This is a genomic window from Pedobacter endophyticus (assembly GCF_015679185.1).
Taxonomy (GTDB): Bacteria; Bacteroidota; Bacteroidia; order Sphingobacteriales; family Sphingobacteriaceae; genus Pedobacter; species Pedobacter endophyticus.
Map to the genome: position 1 here is coordinate 2,351,057 of NZ_CP064939.1, position 15,423 is coordinate 2,366,479.

Genomic DNA, 15,423 nt, shown 5'->3' on the forward strand with positions numbered 1-15,423 from the left:
AGTTGATAAAAAGACACCTATATAAAAAGCGTCGAATGAACAGGGCGCCATATCTCTCAACTCAAAACTCCAAACTCCCAACTCCCAACTCAAACCAAGCCAGTTCATCACATTTTTCGCACAGTCTGTCACATTTTATCAACCGAGTTGAAAACACTTTGTAGCATTGCACTTCAAACCGAATTAAAAATGATAACACTTTCCGACATCGATCAGCCAGAAAAGACAAAAGGCATCAATCAACTGGAGTTTTGGATCTCAACAACGCTTTACATTTTAGCCTTAATCGGGATCTGCACTTCTACCGCGTACGGATCGGGCAATGCTTACCGGTTCTCAGAAAGTGAAATTGAATACAGTGTGCTGCGAAACTTCTTCTTTCCAGAAATATTTAAGGTGAGCATGCTCTACATCAGTTTCCTTTTAATCAATTTCTGCTTTATGCCGCAACTCGTTAAAAAGAACAACATTGCGCTGAACATTATCCTTACCGTTTTAATTACGGCCTTTTCTATCGTAGGATTAATGGTTGCCAACACTTATGCGCAAGCGTACCGCCTGGTGGAAACCGACGATATTGGCCGGGCGTACGATAGGCTCTTTGGCGAAGCGTTTACCTACATATTTCTACTTTATTTGCTTTTTAATGCCTACGCCTACTTCAGCGAGAAGGGAATGGCCTTGTTGCAGAAAATCCAGTTCCTAAAAAATTACAACAAAAATATCTATCAGGAACTCTTTACCTCTACTAAGATCTGGTTATTAACACTGATGATTTTTGCGGTGATATTTTCGCCCACGCTCGATTACGTATTGGTTATTATCTGGTTAATTGCTCCACCGGTTAACCTCCTTTTCGCGTTTCTTTCTATTTATTACACCATTCCGAACCTCCGAAAAATTGGTAAAGGCTTCGGAAGATATTTTTGGGGAAACGTTGCATTAACTGCAATGATTTGCTTGTTGTTGCTGCTGGCACTTGCGGGTTTTATGCGAAATGGCGAAGCGATTCCAATTGCCTTAATATTTACCTCAATCGGTATGATTTGCGTAACTACGCCCCTTGCCTGGTATTTATACAAAAACAAGTTCGAAAAGCTAACCGAAATCCAGATGCTTAAAACGGAACTGGGAAAATCTGATGCAAGCCTAAACTTTTTAAAATCGCAAATTAATCCACACTTTTTGTTCAATGCCTTAAATACGCTATTTGGCACCGCCTTACAAGAAAATGCAGAGCGCACGGGCGAGGGCATTCAAAAACTGGGTGATATGATGCGCTTTATGTTGCATGAAAACACCTTAGACAAGATTTCGCTGACACGTGAGGTAGAATATTTGAACAATTACATTGACCTGCAAAAACTGAGAACATCGCGATCTGCCGATATTAAGATCGATACACACATTGAAGAGCAGCTGAATAACTTGCAAATTACGCCGATGCTGCTAATTCCTTTTATCGAAAATGCATTTAAGCACGGCATTAGTTTACAACAACCCTCATACATTAAAATCAGCCTGCAAACAAAAGAGCGGACCTTGTATTTCGATGTGAGCAACAGCATTTATATTAAGGCCGACAATGACCCTGAAAAGCTGAAAAGCGGTATTGGATTGGAAAATGTAAAACAACGTTTATCGCTGCTTTACTTCGGCAAACATGAGTTGATTATTCGCGAAAGTGCAAAAGAGTTCTTTGTTCATTTAACCTTACAGTTGGATTAATCCTTCAACTCCGCTCAGGATGACAAATTGGATAAACAACTCCATAAATGTCACACTGAGCGGAGTCGAAGTGCAACTCAATCAATCCTTCGACTCCGCTCAGGATGACAAAGGGATAAAAAACTCAACAAATGTCACACTGAACGGCATCGAAGTGCAACTCAATCAATCCTTCAACTCCGCTCAGGATGACAAATGGATAAAAACTCAACAAATGTCACACTGAGCGGAGTCGAAGTGCAATTCAATCAATCCTTCGACTCCGCTCACGATGACAAATGGATAAAAACTCAACAAATGTCACACTGAGCGGAGTCGAAGTGCAACTCAATCAATCCTTCGACTCCGCTCAGGATGACAAATGGATAAAGAACTCCATAAATGTCACACTGAGCGGAGTCGAAGTGCAACTCAATCAATCCTCCGACTCCGCTCAGGATGACAAATGGATAAAAAACTCCATAAATGTCACACTGAGCGGAGTCGAAGTGCAACTCAATCAATCCTCCGACTCCGCTCAGGATGACAAATTGGATAAACAACTCCATAAATGTCACACTGAGCGGAGTCGAAGTGCAGTTAGAAATAAATTCGTAAATTGCATAACAGATTTATAATATGAAATATTACTACGTTTACATTCTTAAATGCAAAGATAATTCCTATTATACGGGTATCACAAATGATATTGATAGAAGATTTATCGAACATGAAACTGGTGAAAACAGCAATTGTTATACATTTAAAAGAAGACCGTTAACACCTGTTTTTTGTGAATATTTTATAGATGTAAATTATGCTATCGAATTTGAAAAGCAAGTAAAAGGATGGTCTCGGAAAAAGAAGGAAGCAATTATAGACCAAAACTGGGATAAACTTAAGGAGCTATCCATTTGCAACAATGAAAGCAGTCATAAAAATCATTGGATAAAAAAAGGCTTCGACTCCGCTCAGGATGACAAGTAGATAAAAATTAGAAAACGACAAATCCAACTCCATGATGTCACACTGAGCGGAGTCGAAGTGCAGAAAGATAAAGGGCTTCGACTCGGCTCAGCCTGACAAGTAGATAAAAGTCGAAGTACAGCTAGAGATAACAATTACCAAAAACAACGATGATTGCCATTGCCATAGATGATGAACCGATTGCGCTTGATGTAATAAGATCGCACGCCTCGAAAGTTCCATTTGTAGAACTTACCGATACGTTTACCGATGCCTTTGCGGCAATCAGCTATCTGCAGCAAAACAAGGTAGATTTGATTTTTTTGGATATTAAGATGCCCGATATTAGCGGCATCGACTTTTTAAAAAGCCTAAGCAAGCCACCCATGGTCATTTTTACCACGGCCTATACCGAGCACGCCGTACAAAGCTTCGAACTCGATGCTATTGATTATTTACTCAAACCATTTTCACTTTCGCGTTTTTTAAAAGCCTGCAACAAAGCGCAGGAACTGTTTACACTGAGAGGGCAAAAAGCCGAAGATAAAGTCGACTATATTTTTATAAAGGATGGCTATGAGCAGATCAAGGTCGAATTAGAGGATATTCAATATATCGAAGCATCGGGAAACTATACGCAAATACAACTAAAAGATAAGCTGATCAGTTCGCGAATCACCATTAACGAACTGGCAGAATTGCTTCCGAAAGCAGAGTTTGTCCGTTGTCATCGGGCTTACATTGTTCCTAAAAACAAGGTTACGAAGTTTGATCGCAACCAAATCTGGATCGGCGACAAAATTATCCCCATTGGGCCAAGCTATGGTAACATACAGCTGTCGTAATCTTACTTCACGCTTACCCTTACTCCTTCTGAATGTGTGGTAAACTCAGGCGCATACATGCTTTGCAAAGTGGTAATGCCATTAGAGAAATTACCCGAATGGGTTACCCGCAGCGGATATTCGAAAACATAGGTGCCTTTGGGTAAATAATTGATAAAGAAATTGGTGGCCGCATCTTTGGTGCTTTCGTAATAGCCGAGTCCATCCTGATATTTAAACCGCGAGATTACGTTTACAGGTTCAAAACCCGACGAGCGCATGTCTTTTAAATGGATGTATTCCATATTTCGATCGCAATAAATTTCTATACGTACTTTCAACAAGTCGCCGGGTGCTAAGGTATTGCTGGCGGTTAATGGCGTTAAAACATCGCCCATTGCAGTAGATTTTTGTAAAAACAGTTGCTTTTTAATCTTCACGCCTGTGTTGGCAGGGGTTATTTTATCCATACGTTCAAAATACTGCCAGTACATAGCGCCCCAGGCAATGGTTTTATTGTTGTTCTTAACCGTTACGTTTGCCATATCAGGCTTAACGTTTGCCCCGGCAATAGTTAGTTTCTGGTAGCCTGTACCCGCTTCTTGGGTGGCGTTTGGCGGTAAAAGCTGCGCAAGGGTTTGGTTGCCAATGGTTATTTCAGGTTCATTGTTTTCGCTTAAAATTGCGGTTCCCTTCATTAACAGGGCATAACAGGCGGCGGCCGTTGCCTTGGTGGTTTGCCAATCGTTGGTTTGTTTGTTTTTAATCAACCAAATCTTCATTTCTTCTACGGCCTTTGCATCACCCGCCACCTCATCAAAGGCTTCAATTAATAGAGCCTGCGTTTCTATTGGGCTTTGGTACCACCACCAGCCAACTTTGTTTATGGCCCAGTACATGCCCATTTCATCACTTTGTTGGGCAGTTTGAGCAAGCAACGCAATAATTTTTCGTGCTTCGGCATTATTTCCGTTCCTGCTCAAAACGAGGGCTGTTTGTGCCAACTGGTAAGTACCAAAGGTTTTCCAGTTTGCGGTAAGTTTCTTCACATAAAAATTTTTGGCCTTTGTAAAATCTGCATTTGCATTTTTTGTATCGGTGTAACTTCTGGCATACAGGTAATGCAAGGGTAAATAACCGAAATGCTTGCCTGCTATTTCTTGCTTATAATCGCTTACCAGCTTTGCATCTAAATAGGTAATGGCTTTGTTAAGCATCGTGTTGAAATTTAGATATGCTGCTAGGTCAACCAGTTTAAGCTTTTTTAACTGGCCCATGCCCAACACGATGTGCTGCGTAATGTATCTGTCTTCACGCATGCCGGCAAACCACGGAAATGCACCATTGTTAAACTGCATTTTCTCCAATTGTTCGAAATTATCCTTCCACTCGTAAGTCATGCGGTTTAAATCAAATAAAGCCGCCAAACGCTTTTTACGCTCGGTTTCGTTATCGGCATTGCGTACCCAGGGTGTTTCTTCCAACAAAATTGCTTTCAATTCCGGGTTCTTCTCTAAATTCGACAAAAGCGATTGCCCGTTATTGGTATTTTGCCATTGGGTAAAAACAGTTTTAATTTTTGGCGACGAATTGATAATTCCGGTGGCAAAACTGTTAGCGTAAAACCTGCTAAAAGTCTGTTCCGCACATTCGTACGGATATTCCATTAAGTAAGGGAGCGCTTGTACAGCATACCAAACCGGGTTTGAGGTAAACTCGAATGTTAAACTGTGGTTGCGAAGCGTGTTCGATCCTGCAGATTTCGCCAGTCTTTCGAAGTTAAAAAGCTTTGTTGTATTGGCACGAACACTTATCGGCATGCTTTCAGTCACCAACATTGCATTGGGCAAAACGGGAATTGTGTTTTCCTCGCCATCGGTAAATTTGCCACTTTGCGCCGTAACTTTGTAATTAATGGCGCTTACGCCCGATGGGATAATTACTGTCCATTTTAGAGCAGTATTGCCTTCATCATCAACTTCGAAAGTCCTATCGGCCCGGTTATTCGCTGCAAAAATTTCCAGCGGTTTTGCAGTCAGGGCATCGGTTAGTGTCAGGCTTGCGTTGCCCATCAGCTTTTTTCCCGAAAGGTTGTTTAGCTTGGCACTTAACGAAATGGTGTCGCCCTCGCGAAAAAAACGCGGTGCGTTAATGGCTATGGCCAGTTGCTTCTGGGTGATCAATTCTTTGGTAACATAGGCCGTTCTCAAATCTTTGGTATGCACAAAACCCATCAGTTTGTACCGTGTTAAGCTTTGTGGTATGGTAAATTCAATTTTTATCTCGCCATTTTCGTCAGTTAGCAACTGAGGATAGAAAAATGCAAGTTCGTTGAAGTTTGTACGGGTAACTATTTCGGGAGTTTTTCTGCGCAGCGACTCAACCTCCTGGCGCAAGCTTGGGTCTTTGCGTTCATCAGCGCTGATTTGCACCCCGGCTACTTTCCCCTGCAATGTAGATGAACCTCTAATTTGAATGCTGGCGGTTGTCTCCTTTTTTTTCTCTGCAGCATATCCTACAACAACCACTTCATTTAAAGCACTGTCGTCTTCCTTTAAAACAATATCGATGCGCTTTTTATTGCGAACCTGAATTTTTGATGTTTTATAACCGATATAGGAGCATGTCAGCGTTTCGTTAGGTTTGGCGTCGAGGCTAAAAATGCCGAAAACATTGGTGGTTGTAACCGATTTGTCTGATCTAACCGATACGCCGGGTAATACATAGCCTTTCTCATCAAACACCACCCCGTAAACAGCACTTCCCTTTTCCAGCTCTTTCAGTTTCTGTTCGGCCTCGGGCACCAGCCCCTTTTTTGGGCGCTGTAAGTTGCTCATGTAATTGCGGTAACCAGTATTATAACCACCGAAATAGTTATAGCCAAATAAATTAAGACCTTCGTAATCGCGGGTCAGAAATGAAGTGTAACCTCCAACGTTTAAAAACCACAAATAACGCTCGTTGGCAATATTATTAGCGTTGAAATTCCAGCTATAGTACATATAATTAAAGCTGGTTTGCAGATTGGTGTTCCATGCCATCTGTTTCAAATCGTCTAAACTCGCATCGTAAAGCGAAGCCACCATTTCGGCCATTTGCTTTTCGCCGTTCTTATTACTGATTTGTAGTTTCCACGTTTCTTTTTCGCCCGGTTGAAGCTTATCTCTAAAGCTGAGAAACTTTACATCAAGCTGCCTGGCCGAATCGATAATGGAAACGCGTTGCAGCGAACTGTAAGTGGTACCTTGGTAAACCATTGTAAACTGCACAGCAAAACCCTCGCTAAAATAAGCCTTTGGCGTTATCTTAATTATGCTTTGCTTTGGCGATACGTCTACCCAAACCTTTTCGGCAATACTGTCTCTGTAATAAACCTCGTAATAGGCTTTGCAGTTGTTTGCCAGGCCCGCCAAACGAAAATCTGCGCTTTCGGTGGGTTGAATGGTGATTTTTTCGGGAGCAATCCACTCGATATTCGATTGTATTACCGCCGGCTGATCATTATAAACCACCACATACTTATCTACCTTAACAGTATCGTTCGCTTTGTTTATAGCCAACAGCTTGATGTTATAATAGCCCGGCCGAAGGATTTTCTTACTAAAGGTAAGGTATCCCTTCCCATTCTTAACTTCAAGATTTTGTTGTAACGCTACCGATTTGGCGGGCCACTTGCTCACTTCGAGCTCATTGTTGTAATCCTCGTTAGGGAAATCAGCCATAAAAGCTTCGCGGCTCATGGCGTATTTTTCGGCATAAAAAGGACTTTTGTTCGTCAGCCTCGATGGTGCTTGTAGCAAAACCCATTCGGCCTTAACATCGGCTTTTATTAACGCGTTATTAAGGTTGGTTACCGAAAATGGAATGCTATCTACATTTTTGCTCAAGAAAAGCACCTGCTCTGCGCTAACACTAACGTTAATATCTTTCTGCCCTGCATTTATCGTTGTGGTTGTAGCCCGTGTTTCGCCATTTAAATCTGTTACTTCAACCTCAATGTCATAGCTGTAATTTTGTCTGACGTTAGTGGCTGATGCAAAAAAAGTAATATCGAACCTGCCCCCTTTTTGGGTGCTGGTTTTACCAATAGCAATTTGTACCCGATCGAAAGCTTTCGAACCGTAAATAGCGAGCTGCTTTGCATAATCTAACCTATAATCGTAAGCCGCCCTCCGGAAAATTTTGTAGGTTACCTTTGCCTCGTTTACGGCGTAGCCCGAAAATGCATTGGCCTTTCCCTCCACCTTTATACTATCGTTTAGCTTATATTTTTGATCGGGTTTGTTAAAAACAACCTCAAAAGTAGGTCGCTTGTATTCTTCAACCTGCACATAAATACTTCCATAATCGGTATCAATTTGCATTTGGCCATTTAGTTTGCCCATCGGAATAGTAAAATCGCCCTTAAAAGTGCCAAACTCGTTGCTGATTACTTCTTTGGTTGCTATTTTCTTCCCGTTTGCATCGTTAAAATCCACATCAACCAGTTTGCCTACCGCAATTTTAGTTGTACCATTGCCGGTAGCTAAACATAATCCTTTATAATAGATTGTTTGCCCCGGTCGATAAATTGGGCGATCGGTAAAAAGAATCACGCGTTCTTCATCATCGTCTCCGCGATAACCATAATAGCTGTTAATGTTGACGTTTAGCTCGTCGTTTCCATTTACTATCGCGGCGGAGTTCATATTTCTATTGCTTTCAACCGTACTGGCATAACCCTTTTCGTCGGTAACCATTAAAGCACCCGCAACATATTTCCTCGTATTATAATCGAACCGGCGCTGCTGGATTTTTACATCTTTCAGCGGAGCGCCATCGCTTAATCGCGTGACAAAATATTCGAGCTTATCCATATTGCGCCTGTAATTAGCCGCCATTGCAGTAACCGTAAAATTAATGGTGCTGTATACGGTATCTTGCTGCGCACGGTTAATGGTTTGCGCAATTAATTTATAGTTTCCAAAAGGCAGCCCGTCAACTTTGTCAATTAATGTATGCTTTTGGTAATCGTTTGTTTTGGGCACAACAGAAATCCAGCTCCTAAAAACTTTCTTTTTTTTGAGATAATTTAAAAATTCTGCCTTGCCCTTGAACTCGTCATACTCACTTTTAGCCTCCGTTTCTTTAAACAGTTTAAGTTCAATGGTATCTACATTTTTATGCGTAAAAAGCAGCTGGGCAGGTTTGCCTGGCTGAATAAACTCCTTTATTTTAATGGAAAGTTCGCTCCGCCTTATCTGGCTAATTAAACTTTGGGCGTTTTCTGCACCCATACTTTTCGGGTAGGCACTAATGGCCTTTTCGGCCAGCGCCACGGCAGTTACCAGATTTTGTTTATTGCTGTCGATTGCTACCCGCTCATTTTTGTGCATAGTGGCCTGTTCGAACAGAATATCGGCATAAACCTCAGTTCCGGCACTTTGCTCAGCCAAATTAGTTAGCGCCGCATAATAAAGTTCCCCATTATCGCCCACGTAATTGCTATGTACAAATTTTAGGCGTTGCAAATCAACATCGGACAGGGCAGTCAAATTGTTGTTGCGTTGATGAAAGGTAATCAGTTTCTTAAACAAGAGCAATGTCTGCGTTTTATACGATGTGCTGTCGTTACCTAACGGCATTGCTAAAAACGTTTGTCTGTTTCCAAACCAGCCGGGGCTACCCATATCAATCAGTTCATCATCGTTCTGGGTGAGCCCGATTTGTGAAATGGTAAGAACGTTGATCGCCCGGTGTGCCAACAAATCATAGAGCGTAGGGCGAAAGCTGCGGTTGCTTTTATCGCCCGTTAAAACGCTCTCATAAACATCAAGCTTGGTGCGTTGCAACTGTTCGGTTTCTTTTACTGATAGCAAGTAATATTTAATAATTTCATCGTTCAGTTTGTTGATATCCCAAACCTTTATGTCATCGCCTATGTCGCCCTGCACCTTGGTGCGTTTGCTCATCTGCCAACGGTTTTGCTGCAAATAGTTAAAATAGGTTTCGGCTAAAAGCGATTGCAGAATGCTCTTTTCGGGTTGCTCTGCTCGTTTAATGCTCTCGCGTAAATTTTGCAAAATGGCATCGAAAGCGTCTTCTTCCAGGTTGCTTTGAAACATCATCCGGTAAATGGTCGACTTAATCAGCAAAGGTGAATCGTGTTCTTTTTGCGCCTGAGCGTTTATTTTTTCTATCAGGGCCAGGGCTTCTTTTGGTTTTGCAAGAACTGCGATAGAATCGACCCGGTAAAAATCGTTGAGCGAATATTTGCGTTGAGCAAAAACAGGTAACGAAAACAGAAGCGCAAAGAAAAGGGTAGCGAAGAAGCGTAAAGATGAGCTCATATACAGGTTTTTAATAAGGATGGAAGGGGCACTGAAATTCCATAAGCGGATTAAAGTTTTTATCTGATGATTACGAATCTAGTTATTTCCAGATGAATTGTTACAAGCCTCATACATTTCGGTTTTTAACATTCGGGGCATAAGCTTATCTTTGCGCCATGTCAAGTCAATTAAAAAATCTATCAGATTTCTCGCACACTACCGTTCCAAGTGGCGCAAACTACAAGTTCGGGATTATTGTGGCCGAGTGGAATGCTGAAATTACCGGTGCGCTGTATCATGGTGCGTTAAAAACTTTGCTCGATAATGGCGTAAAAGACGAAAATATTATCTCGCTTCCCGTTCCCGGTAGCTTCGAATTAACAGGTGGTGCCGAAATTTTGCTGAGCAAGAGAAACGATATTGATGCAGTGATTTGTTTGGGTTGCGTTATTCAAGGCGATACCAAACATTTTGATTTTATTTGCGATGCCGTTGCGCAAGGCATTACCAACGTAGGCATTAAATATAGCAAACCTGTAATTTTTGGCGTTTTAACCACCAATAATTTAGCGCAGGCACAGGATAGAGCGGGTGGTAAACATGGCAATAAAGGCGACGAAGCGGCCATTACGGCGATTAAAATGGCCGACTTTTCTGCCAACATTTAACCTTGTGTTTTAACAAACTATTTGTATCTTAGCGGTTTAAAATATTTCATCAGATGAAAAAAGTAGCCATCCTGTTATTGGCGGTGTTTTGCACCATTACCATTTTAGAATCTTGCTCAAGCAAGCTCTGCCCTGCTTATGGCTCGTACCCCGAAGGCAAACGCAGAAGAAACTAAGCGCTCAAACTACCATTCCTAATTTTTGGATCATTTGCAGAACTTTATCAGCCTGCAGTTGTTATCTGTGAAATAATATCATATCATGACTTGGGTTAATTTAACTTCTTTGGATCAACTTAATGAGATAAAAGCTGCAAATGGCTATAGTCTTATTTTTAAACATAGTACCCGGTGTTCTATCAGCGCAATGGCTAAAAGAAACTTCGAATTTAGCTGGGATGTGATCCCCGAAGATACTAAGCTTTACTTTTTAGACTTAATTGCTTACCGGGAGATCTCGAACGAAGTTTCGCATTTATTTCAGGTTACGCACCAATCGCCACAAATATTGCTGATTAAAGATGGCGACTGTGTTTTGGAAGCGTCGCACAGCGATATTTCGGCTGAAGAAGTTGCGGAAGTGATTGCTGCTTAACACACTGTAAGACACACGCATATCACCAATCAACCGTTTAGGGCCTTAGAATTTCATCATAAATTACTGCTATTTTAATGGAAAATGGGGCTGTCTCAAAAGTTAAATTTTCCTCCCCAAAGGGATGCCTTTGGCATAAATTTTCGGCCGAGTTAAATCCTATAGCTACTGGATTCGCATTGCTTTTTATAACCTCTCTCTATCAACGTTTGGGTTAAAAGCAATGCCTTTGCTTTCCGTCTCCTCGAGGAGGATCTGTCCCGACTTTTCCTATTGTGTAGATAGATCTGCTTTCGCCCATTCGTCATTTCCAAGCAGGTGGGAATCGTAATGCAAGGCACCGATTTTTTATGCATTAGGATCCCCGGTCGAGCTACCACTAACAGAAATAAGAAAGATCGTCATTGCCCCAAAGGGGCTACTTTGTAGCGAGGCACGAAGCAATCTCATTTCGTGAATTAGATTGCTTCAGCTCGCACAGACCCGGCCTCGCAATGACGATTGATGGAAAGAACTTTCATTCCAACTCCTTATGTTTTTCAAAAACTGACCTCTGAGGATGACGACCGTTCTTGTAAAACGCCATAAAACATGTTGTCAATTTCGTTATTCGGACTCGTAAGATGATGTTTCAAAGATGTGTCCCACACTAAAGGACTTTTCGGGAGGGGTGTACAGACAGAACAGAAACCACCGCCATTAAAAGGGAGAGGTTTAAGGTGCTAAACAAAATCCGATAGCTATCGGATCTGCGCTTAGAGTTTTGCTTTCCTTTTGAGACGTCTTCATGCTGTAAACACTTCTCTGGTACCATTTTCGGCCTCGATTTTATTCGGCATCTTTCATGTTTTTTTTAGTTTTTATTCAAAACGACTTGGTTTCCAATTATTTATTGCTTAAATTGTTTTGACCAAAACGAATTGTTATGAAATCAGTAAAACAGCTTCTTGATACCAAAGAGGCCAGAATAGTTTCCGTAGCCGAAAGCATTTCAGTTTTAGACGCCTTAAAGGTAATGACTGAAAAAAACATCAGTGCTGTGCTGGTAATGGAAAACGAAAAGCTGCTAGGCATTTTTACTGAACGCGACTATGCGAGGAAAATCATCCTACAGGGCAAGTCATCGAAAGATACGTTGATACGTGAAGCCATGACGCCCAATCCCATTTCTGTTACGCTAAGCGACTCCATCGATCATTGCATGGAGCTCATGACCGAAAAACACATTCGCCACCTCCCAATTGTTGAAGAACGAGAGGTAAGGGGAATGGTTTCTATTGGCGATGTGGTAAAGTTTATTATAGCCGACCAAAAGCAAACCATTTCCCAACTAGAAAGCTACATCAGCGGTTAGCAACCGCTGATGAAATGCTTAGTTTACCCTGCGGTAGCAATTGCAATAAATTTTGTTTTATTGCAGAGTTTTCCGATGGCAGGCGGTGGGGCCAGCCTGGGCGTACTGTTAACTATTCCCATTATAGGCGTTTTCGCCGTGATCCTTGCGGTTATTCATTACTTTCTATCTAGAAAAAACAAGAGAATAAGGAATTTTCAAATTGCCGGAATCGCTGGAACCGTGCTCATCAGTTACTTTTTATTTATCGGAGACGCGGGCAATATGCCCTTAAATATCATCGGAAGAATGCTTAACACTGCAAATCATTATAGTGAAATCAAGTTAGGCGACTATTTTCTCGAACGAATACCCCAAAATCAAGAGAAAATAATAGCAGCGAAGAAAAAATTTAAAAGTAAGCTTCCGGATACCGCTTATGTAATCAGAATATACAATCAGGCTGATTATTTGACCGATGAAACGATCGGAATTTATTATAAAAACGGCAAGCCAAAAGCGATAGATCAAAATGTTGAAATACGCCCACTGAATAAGGGATTTGAATTAATTAGAATAAAAAAAAACGATAGCCTGAGTTTCATTTTAGATCCGCTATACAGTAAGATCGGCGAAAGTCAAATCAACGGCTTTACTGAACAAAATTTGAATGAAAAGAGCAAAAAGAAACTGATGCTTGCCGACATTGACCCAATTTATCGGAACAACACGCTAGAGCATAGCTATTTTGCCTATCGAATGTATTATTGGCTGCTTTAGTCTCACCTCTGCACTTCGCTCTAAAACATAATCAGCTTACTCTTTCCACCGCCACTCTCCGGCAATGGTTAAAGGTTCTTTTAAGTTTTGTGATTCCAGAAAAGCCTTTAGCGCTTGTTCGCTTTGTACCTCAACCGGAATTTTTGGTGTATTGGCCAAAGCGTAAGTCAGCATTGCACTAAAGCGGACCGTATTTTTCAATTCCTGTTCATCTACCAGTTTAAACGAATCGCCATCTGAGTGGTAATAAGGGCCAGAATTATTTGGTAATTTACCGCCAAAACCGCCGCCGGTAGGGATGCCTTCGAGCATAAAAGGTTGGTGATCGCTATGCAGGCCAGCCCCGGCATTGAACAGATTTTTAAAGCCGGTATCTATCTTAACGATGTCGGCACCCCATGTGGTAAATAAATCTTTCATTTCGGCACGCGAAGTGGTAAACCCCTTCGGATCGTTGGTCATATCATAATTGAGCATAAACTTTACCTGGCTTAACGTTTTGTCTTTTTTTGCCTGATCGATGAATGCTTTGGAGCCTAACAAACCTTGCTCCTCGCCCATAAACAATACAAATTCAACGGTACGTTGCGTTTTCAGGTTCAGCCTGGCAAATGTACGAGCCATATCCATAATAGCGAACGAGCCAATTCCATTATCGATGGCCCCGGTAGCTAAGTCCCAGCTATCTAAATGTCCCCCAACTACGATCTTATCTTTCGGCAGTTCTGTACCTTTAAACGTAGCAATTACGTTTCGTGCTTTAATCAGACCAGAGAAATTAGTCATCGCGATGTGCGCAACCTGTGGCTGAGATTTCAATTTTTCCTTCAAGGCCATTCCGTCTTCCAAACCAATGCAAACCGCGGGGATCGAAATTAACTTCCCTGTTACCGATGCTGTTCCGGTTAATAGCACGCCATCTTTTACGGTATTGATAATAATGACACCAATAGCACCATACTTAGTTGCAATTGCAGTTTTCTCTGATCGGTGAAGCGATTTGGTACCAACGGGCGAACCGGGCAAAACGCCGAGATAGATTAAGGCCACCTTGCCCTTAAATTTATCGCGATTTGCTTGATAATCTGCCTCCAAGCCATTGCCGGCATCAACAATGTCGCCCGTAACATCGGCCTTTACCGGAGAGTGAGCCAGGGTGACAGCCTTCATTTTAACCAGACTATTTTTATCAGCACCAATTTCTACGCTGATTGTTTTTCTTGCCCAACTTTCTACCTCAAAAGGCTGAAATTTAACCTCACAACCGTACGACTTCAATAAATCGTAAGCATATTGTTCTGCTTTTGCGCCATTTGCAGAACCAGTTAACCGATGGCCAATGGTTTCTGTTTCGTACTTGAGTGTTTGGTAAGCTTTTGAATTTTGTTGTACTTCGTTATTGATCTTTTGGAAAACATCGTCAAAGTTGTTTTGGGCGTTGGCAAGTAGAACGGAAAAAGTAAGCGAAAGCGCGAAAAGGTATTTCATAGGAAACGGTTGATTGAATTTATTCGATGAAAATACAAAATTTAGACTCAGCATCCGGGCTGTAACGGTTATTTTGCTTTTGCTGTCTAATATTATTAGAATTGATCGGATGTCAGTCTGAGCGTAGAAGAAGACCTGTTTTTCGAGGTATTTAAAAGCAACTTTATCGACTCCCCTTCCAAACGTTATTTTCCAACTTGCTGTAGATAAAGTCATTGTCACGCTGAGAAGAGAAGCATCTCTTACCTATTTGGCACTGCCCTTAGCAAACTAACGCCCCTTTTTGGATAGTGTTTTCTTAGCATTGGCATTCCATCGCTTCGGGATATTCGTACCTACCATTAACGTTTTTGTAACTATTTGAATGACAGGAATCTAATTTTAAGTAGCAAAATGGTTAACGCTAGGTATGAACGGTCGTCATTCCCAATTTAATTGGGAATCCTAAAGCAGAAAGAAAGGCCTTGGCTCAGCATTAATCCCGTACGTACGGGACCGCCTGCGCGGGAAAGACGGCAGAATAATGAGCATCATTCATATTGATTTTTATGAGAACAAATTAAACTACCATTGGCGTTTTTATGCACTTCGCTCTTTTATAAGGCTATAAATGAACGCTCGTCATCCTTCCCGAAACTTCAGGAGGGATCCTAATGCTAAGGCTTTAAACCCGAAGCTTCGGGACCGCCTGCGCGGGATCCGATAGCTATCGGATGACGACCACCTTAAAAACGTCACTTGATATTGATTTT

General features: G+C 41.6%; 10 protein-coding genes. 8 read left to right on the forward strand and 2 right to left on the reverse strand.

Annotated features, from left to right (window positions below; all coding sequences use genetic code 11):
• Window positions 1-189 precede the first annotated feature (189 nt).
• From IZT61_RS09430 to IZT61_RS09440, 3 genes are all read left to right on the forward strand, one after another.
• Window positions 190-1,728, forward strand: a complete 1,539-nt coding sequence (locus IZT61_RS09430) for a sensor histidine kinase (RefSeq protein WP_230383918.1) — start codon at window positions 190-192, stop codon at window positions 1,726-1,728.
• Between the two features lie 618 nt (window positions 1,729-2,346).
• Window positions 2,347-2,694, forward strand: a complete 348-nt coding sequence (locus IZT61_RS09435) for a GIY-YIG nuclease family protein (protein ID WP_196100890.1) — start codon at window positions 2,347-2,349, stop codon at window positions 2,692-2,694.
• Window positions 2,695-2,843: 149 nt separating this feature from the next.
• Entirely contained in the window at window positions 2,844-3,518 is a 675-nt protein-coding gene (locus IZT61_RS09440; RefSeq protein WP_196100891.1) for a LytR/AlgR family response regulator transcription factor, read from the forward strand.
• A 2-nt stretch (window positions 3,519-3,520) separates the two neighbouring features.
• On the opposite strand, the gene IZT61_RS09445 is transcribed toward IZT61_RS09440, so the two are convergent.
• Window positions 3,521-9,826 carry an alpha-2-macroglobulin family protein gene (locus IZT61_RS09445; protein ID WP_196100892.1) on the reverse strand — a complete coding sequence of 2,102 codons (6,306 nt, stop codon included), beginning with the start codon at window positions 9,824-9,826 and terminating at the stop codon, window positions 3,521-3,523.
• 158 nt (window positions 9,827-9,984) lie between these two features.
• On the opposite strand from IZT61_RS09445, the gene ribH reads away from it, so the two are divergent.
• From ribH to IZT61_RS09465, 5 genes are all read left to right on the forward strand, one after another.
• Complete coding sequence (ribH, locus tag IZT61_RS09450; protein ID WP_196100893.1) at window positions 9,985-10,476, forward strand: 6,7-dimethyl-8-ribityllumazine synthase; 492 nt, start codon at window positions 9,985-9,987, stop codon at window positions 10,474-10,476.
• 53 nt (window positions 10,477-10,529) lie between these two features.
• Entirely contained in the window at window positions 10,530-10,652 is a 123-nt protein-coding gene (locus IZT61_RS22425; protein WP_255420130.1) for a hypothetical protein, read from the forward strand.
• An 85-nt stretch (window positions 10,653-10,737) separates the two neighbouring features.
• Window positions 10,738-11,070 carry a bacillithiol system redox-active protein YtxJ gene (gene ytxJ / locus IZT61_RS09455; protein ID WP_196100894.1) on the forward strand — a complete coding sequence of 111 codons (333 nt, stop codon included), beginning with the start codon at window positions 10,738-10,740 and terminating at the stop codon, window positions 11,068-11,070.
• Window positions 11,071-11,995: 925 nt separating this feature from the next.
• Complete coding sequence (locus IZT61_RS09460; protein ID WP_196100895.1) at window positions 11,996-12,424, forward strand: CBS domain-containing protein; 429 nt, start codon at window positions 11,996-11,998, stop codon at window positions 12,422-12,424.
• Window positions 12,425-12,433: 9 nt separating this feature from the next.
• Window positions 12,434-13,183: a hypothetical protein gene (locus tag IZT61_RS09465; RefSeq protein ID WP_196100896.1), complete on the forward strand. Its 750-nt coding sequence runs from the start codon at window positions 12,434-12,436 to the stop codon at window positions 13,181-13,183.
• Between the two features lie 36 nt (window positions 13,184-13,219).
• Here the strand turns inward: IZT61_RS09465 and IZT61_RS09470 are convergent, their stop codons facing one another.
• The gene (locus IZT61_RS09470; protein WP_196100897.1) at window positions 13,220-14,671 is read right to left on the reverse strand and encodes a M28 family peptidase; all 1,452 of its coding nucleotides are present in this window, start codon (window positions 14,669-14,671) and stop codon (window positions 13,220-13,222) included.
• Between the last annotated feature and the right edge of the window lie 752 nt (window positions 14,672-15,423).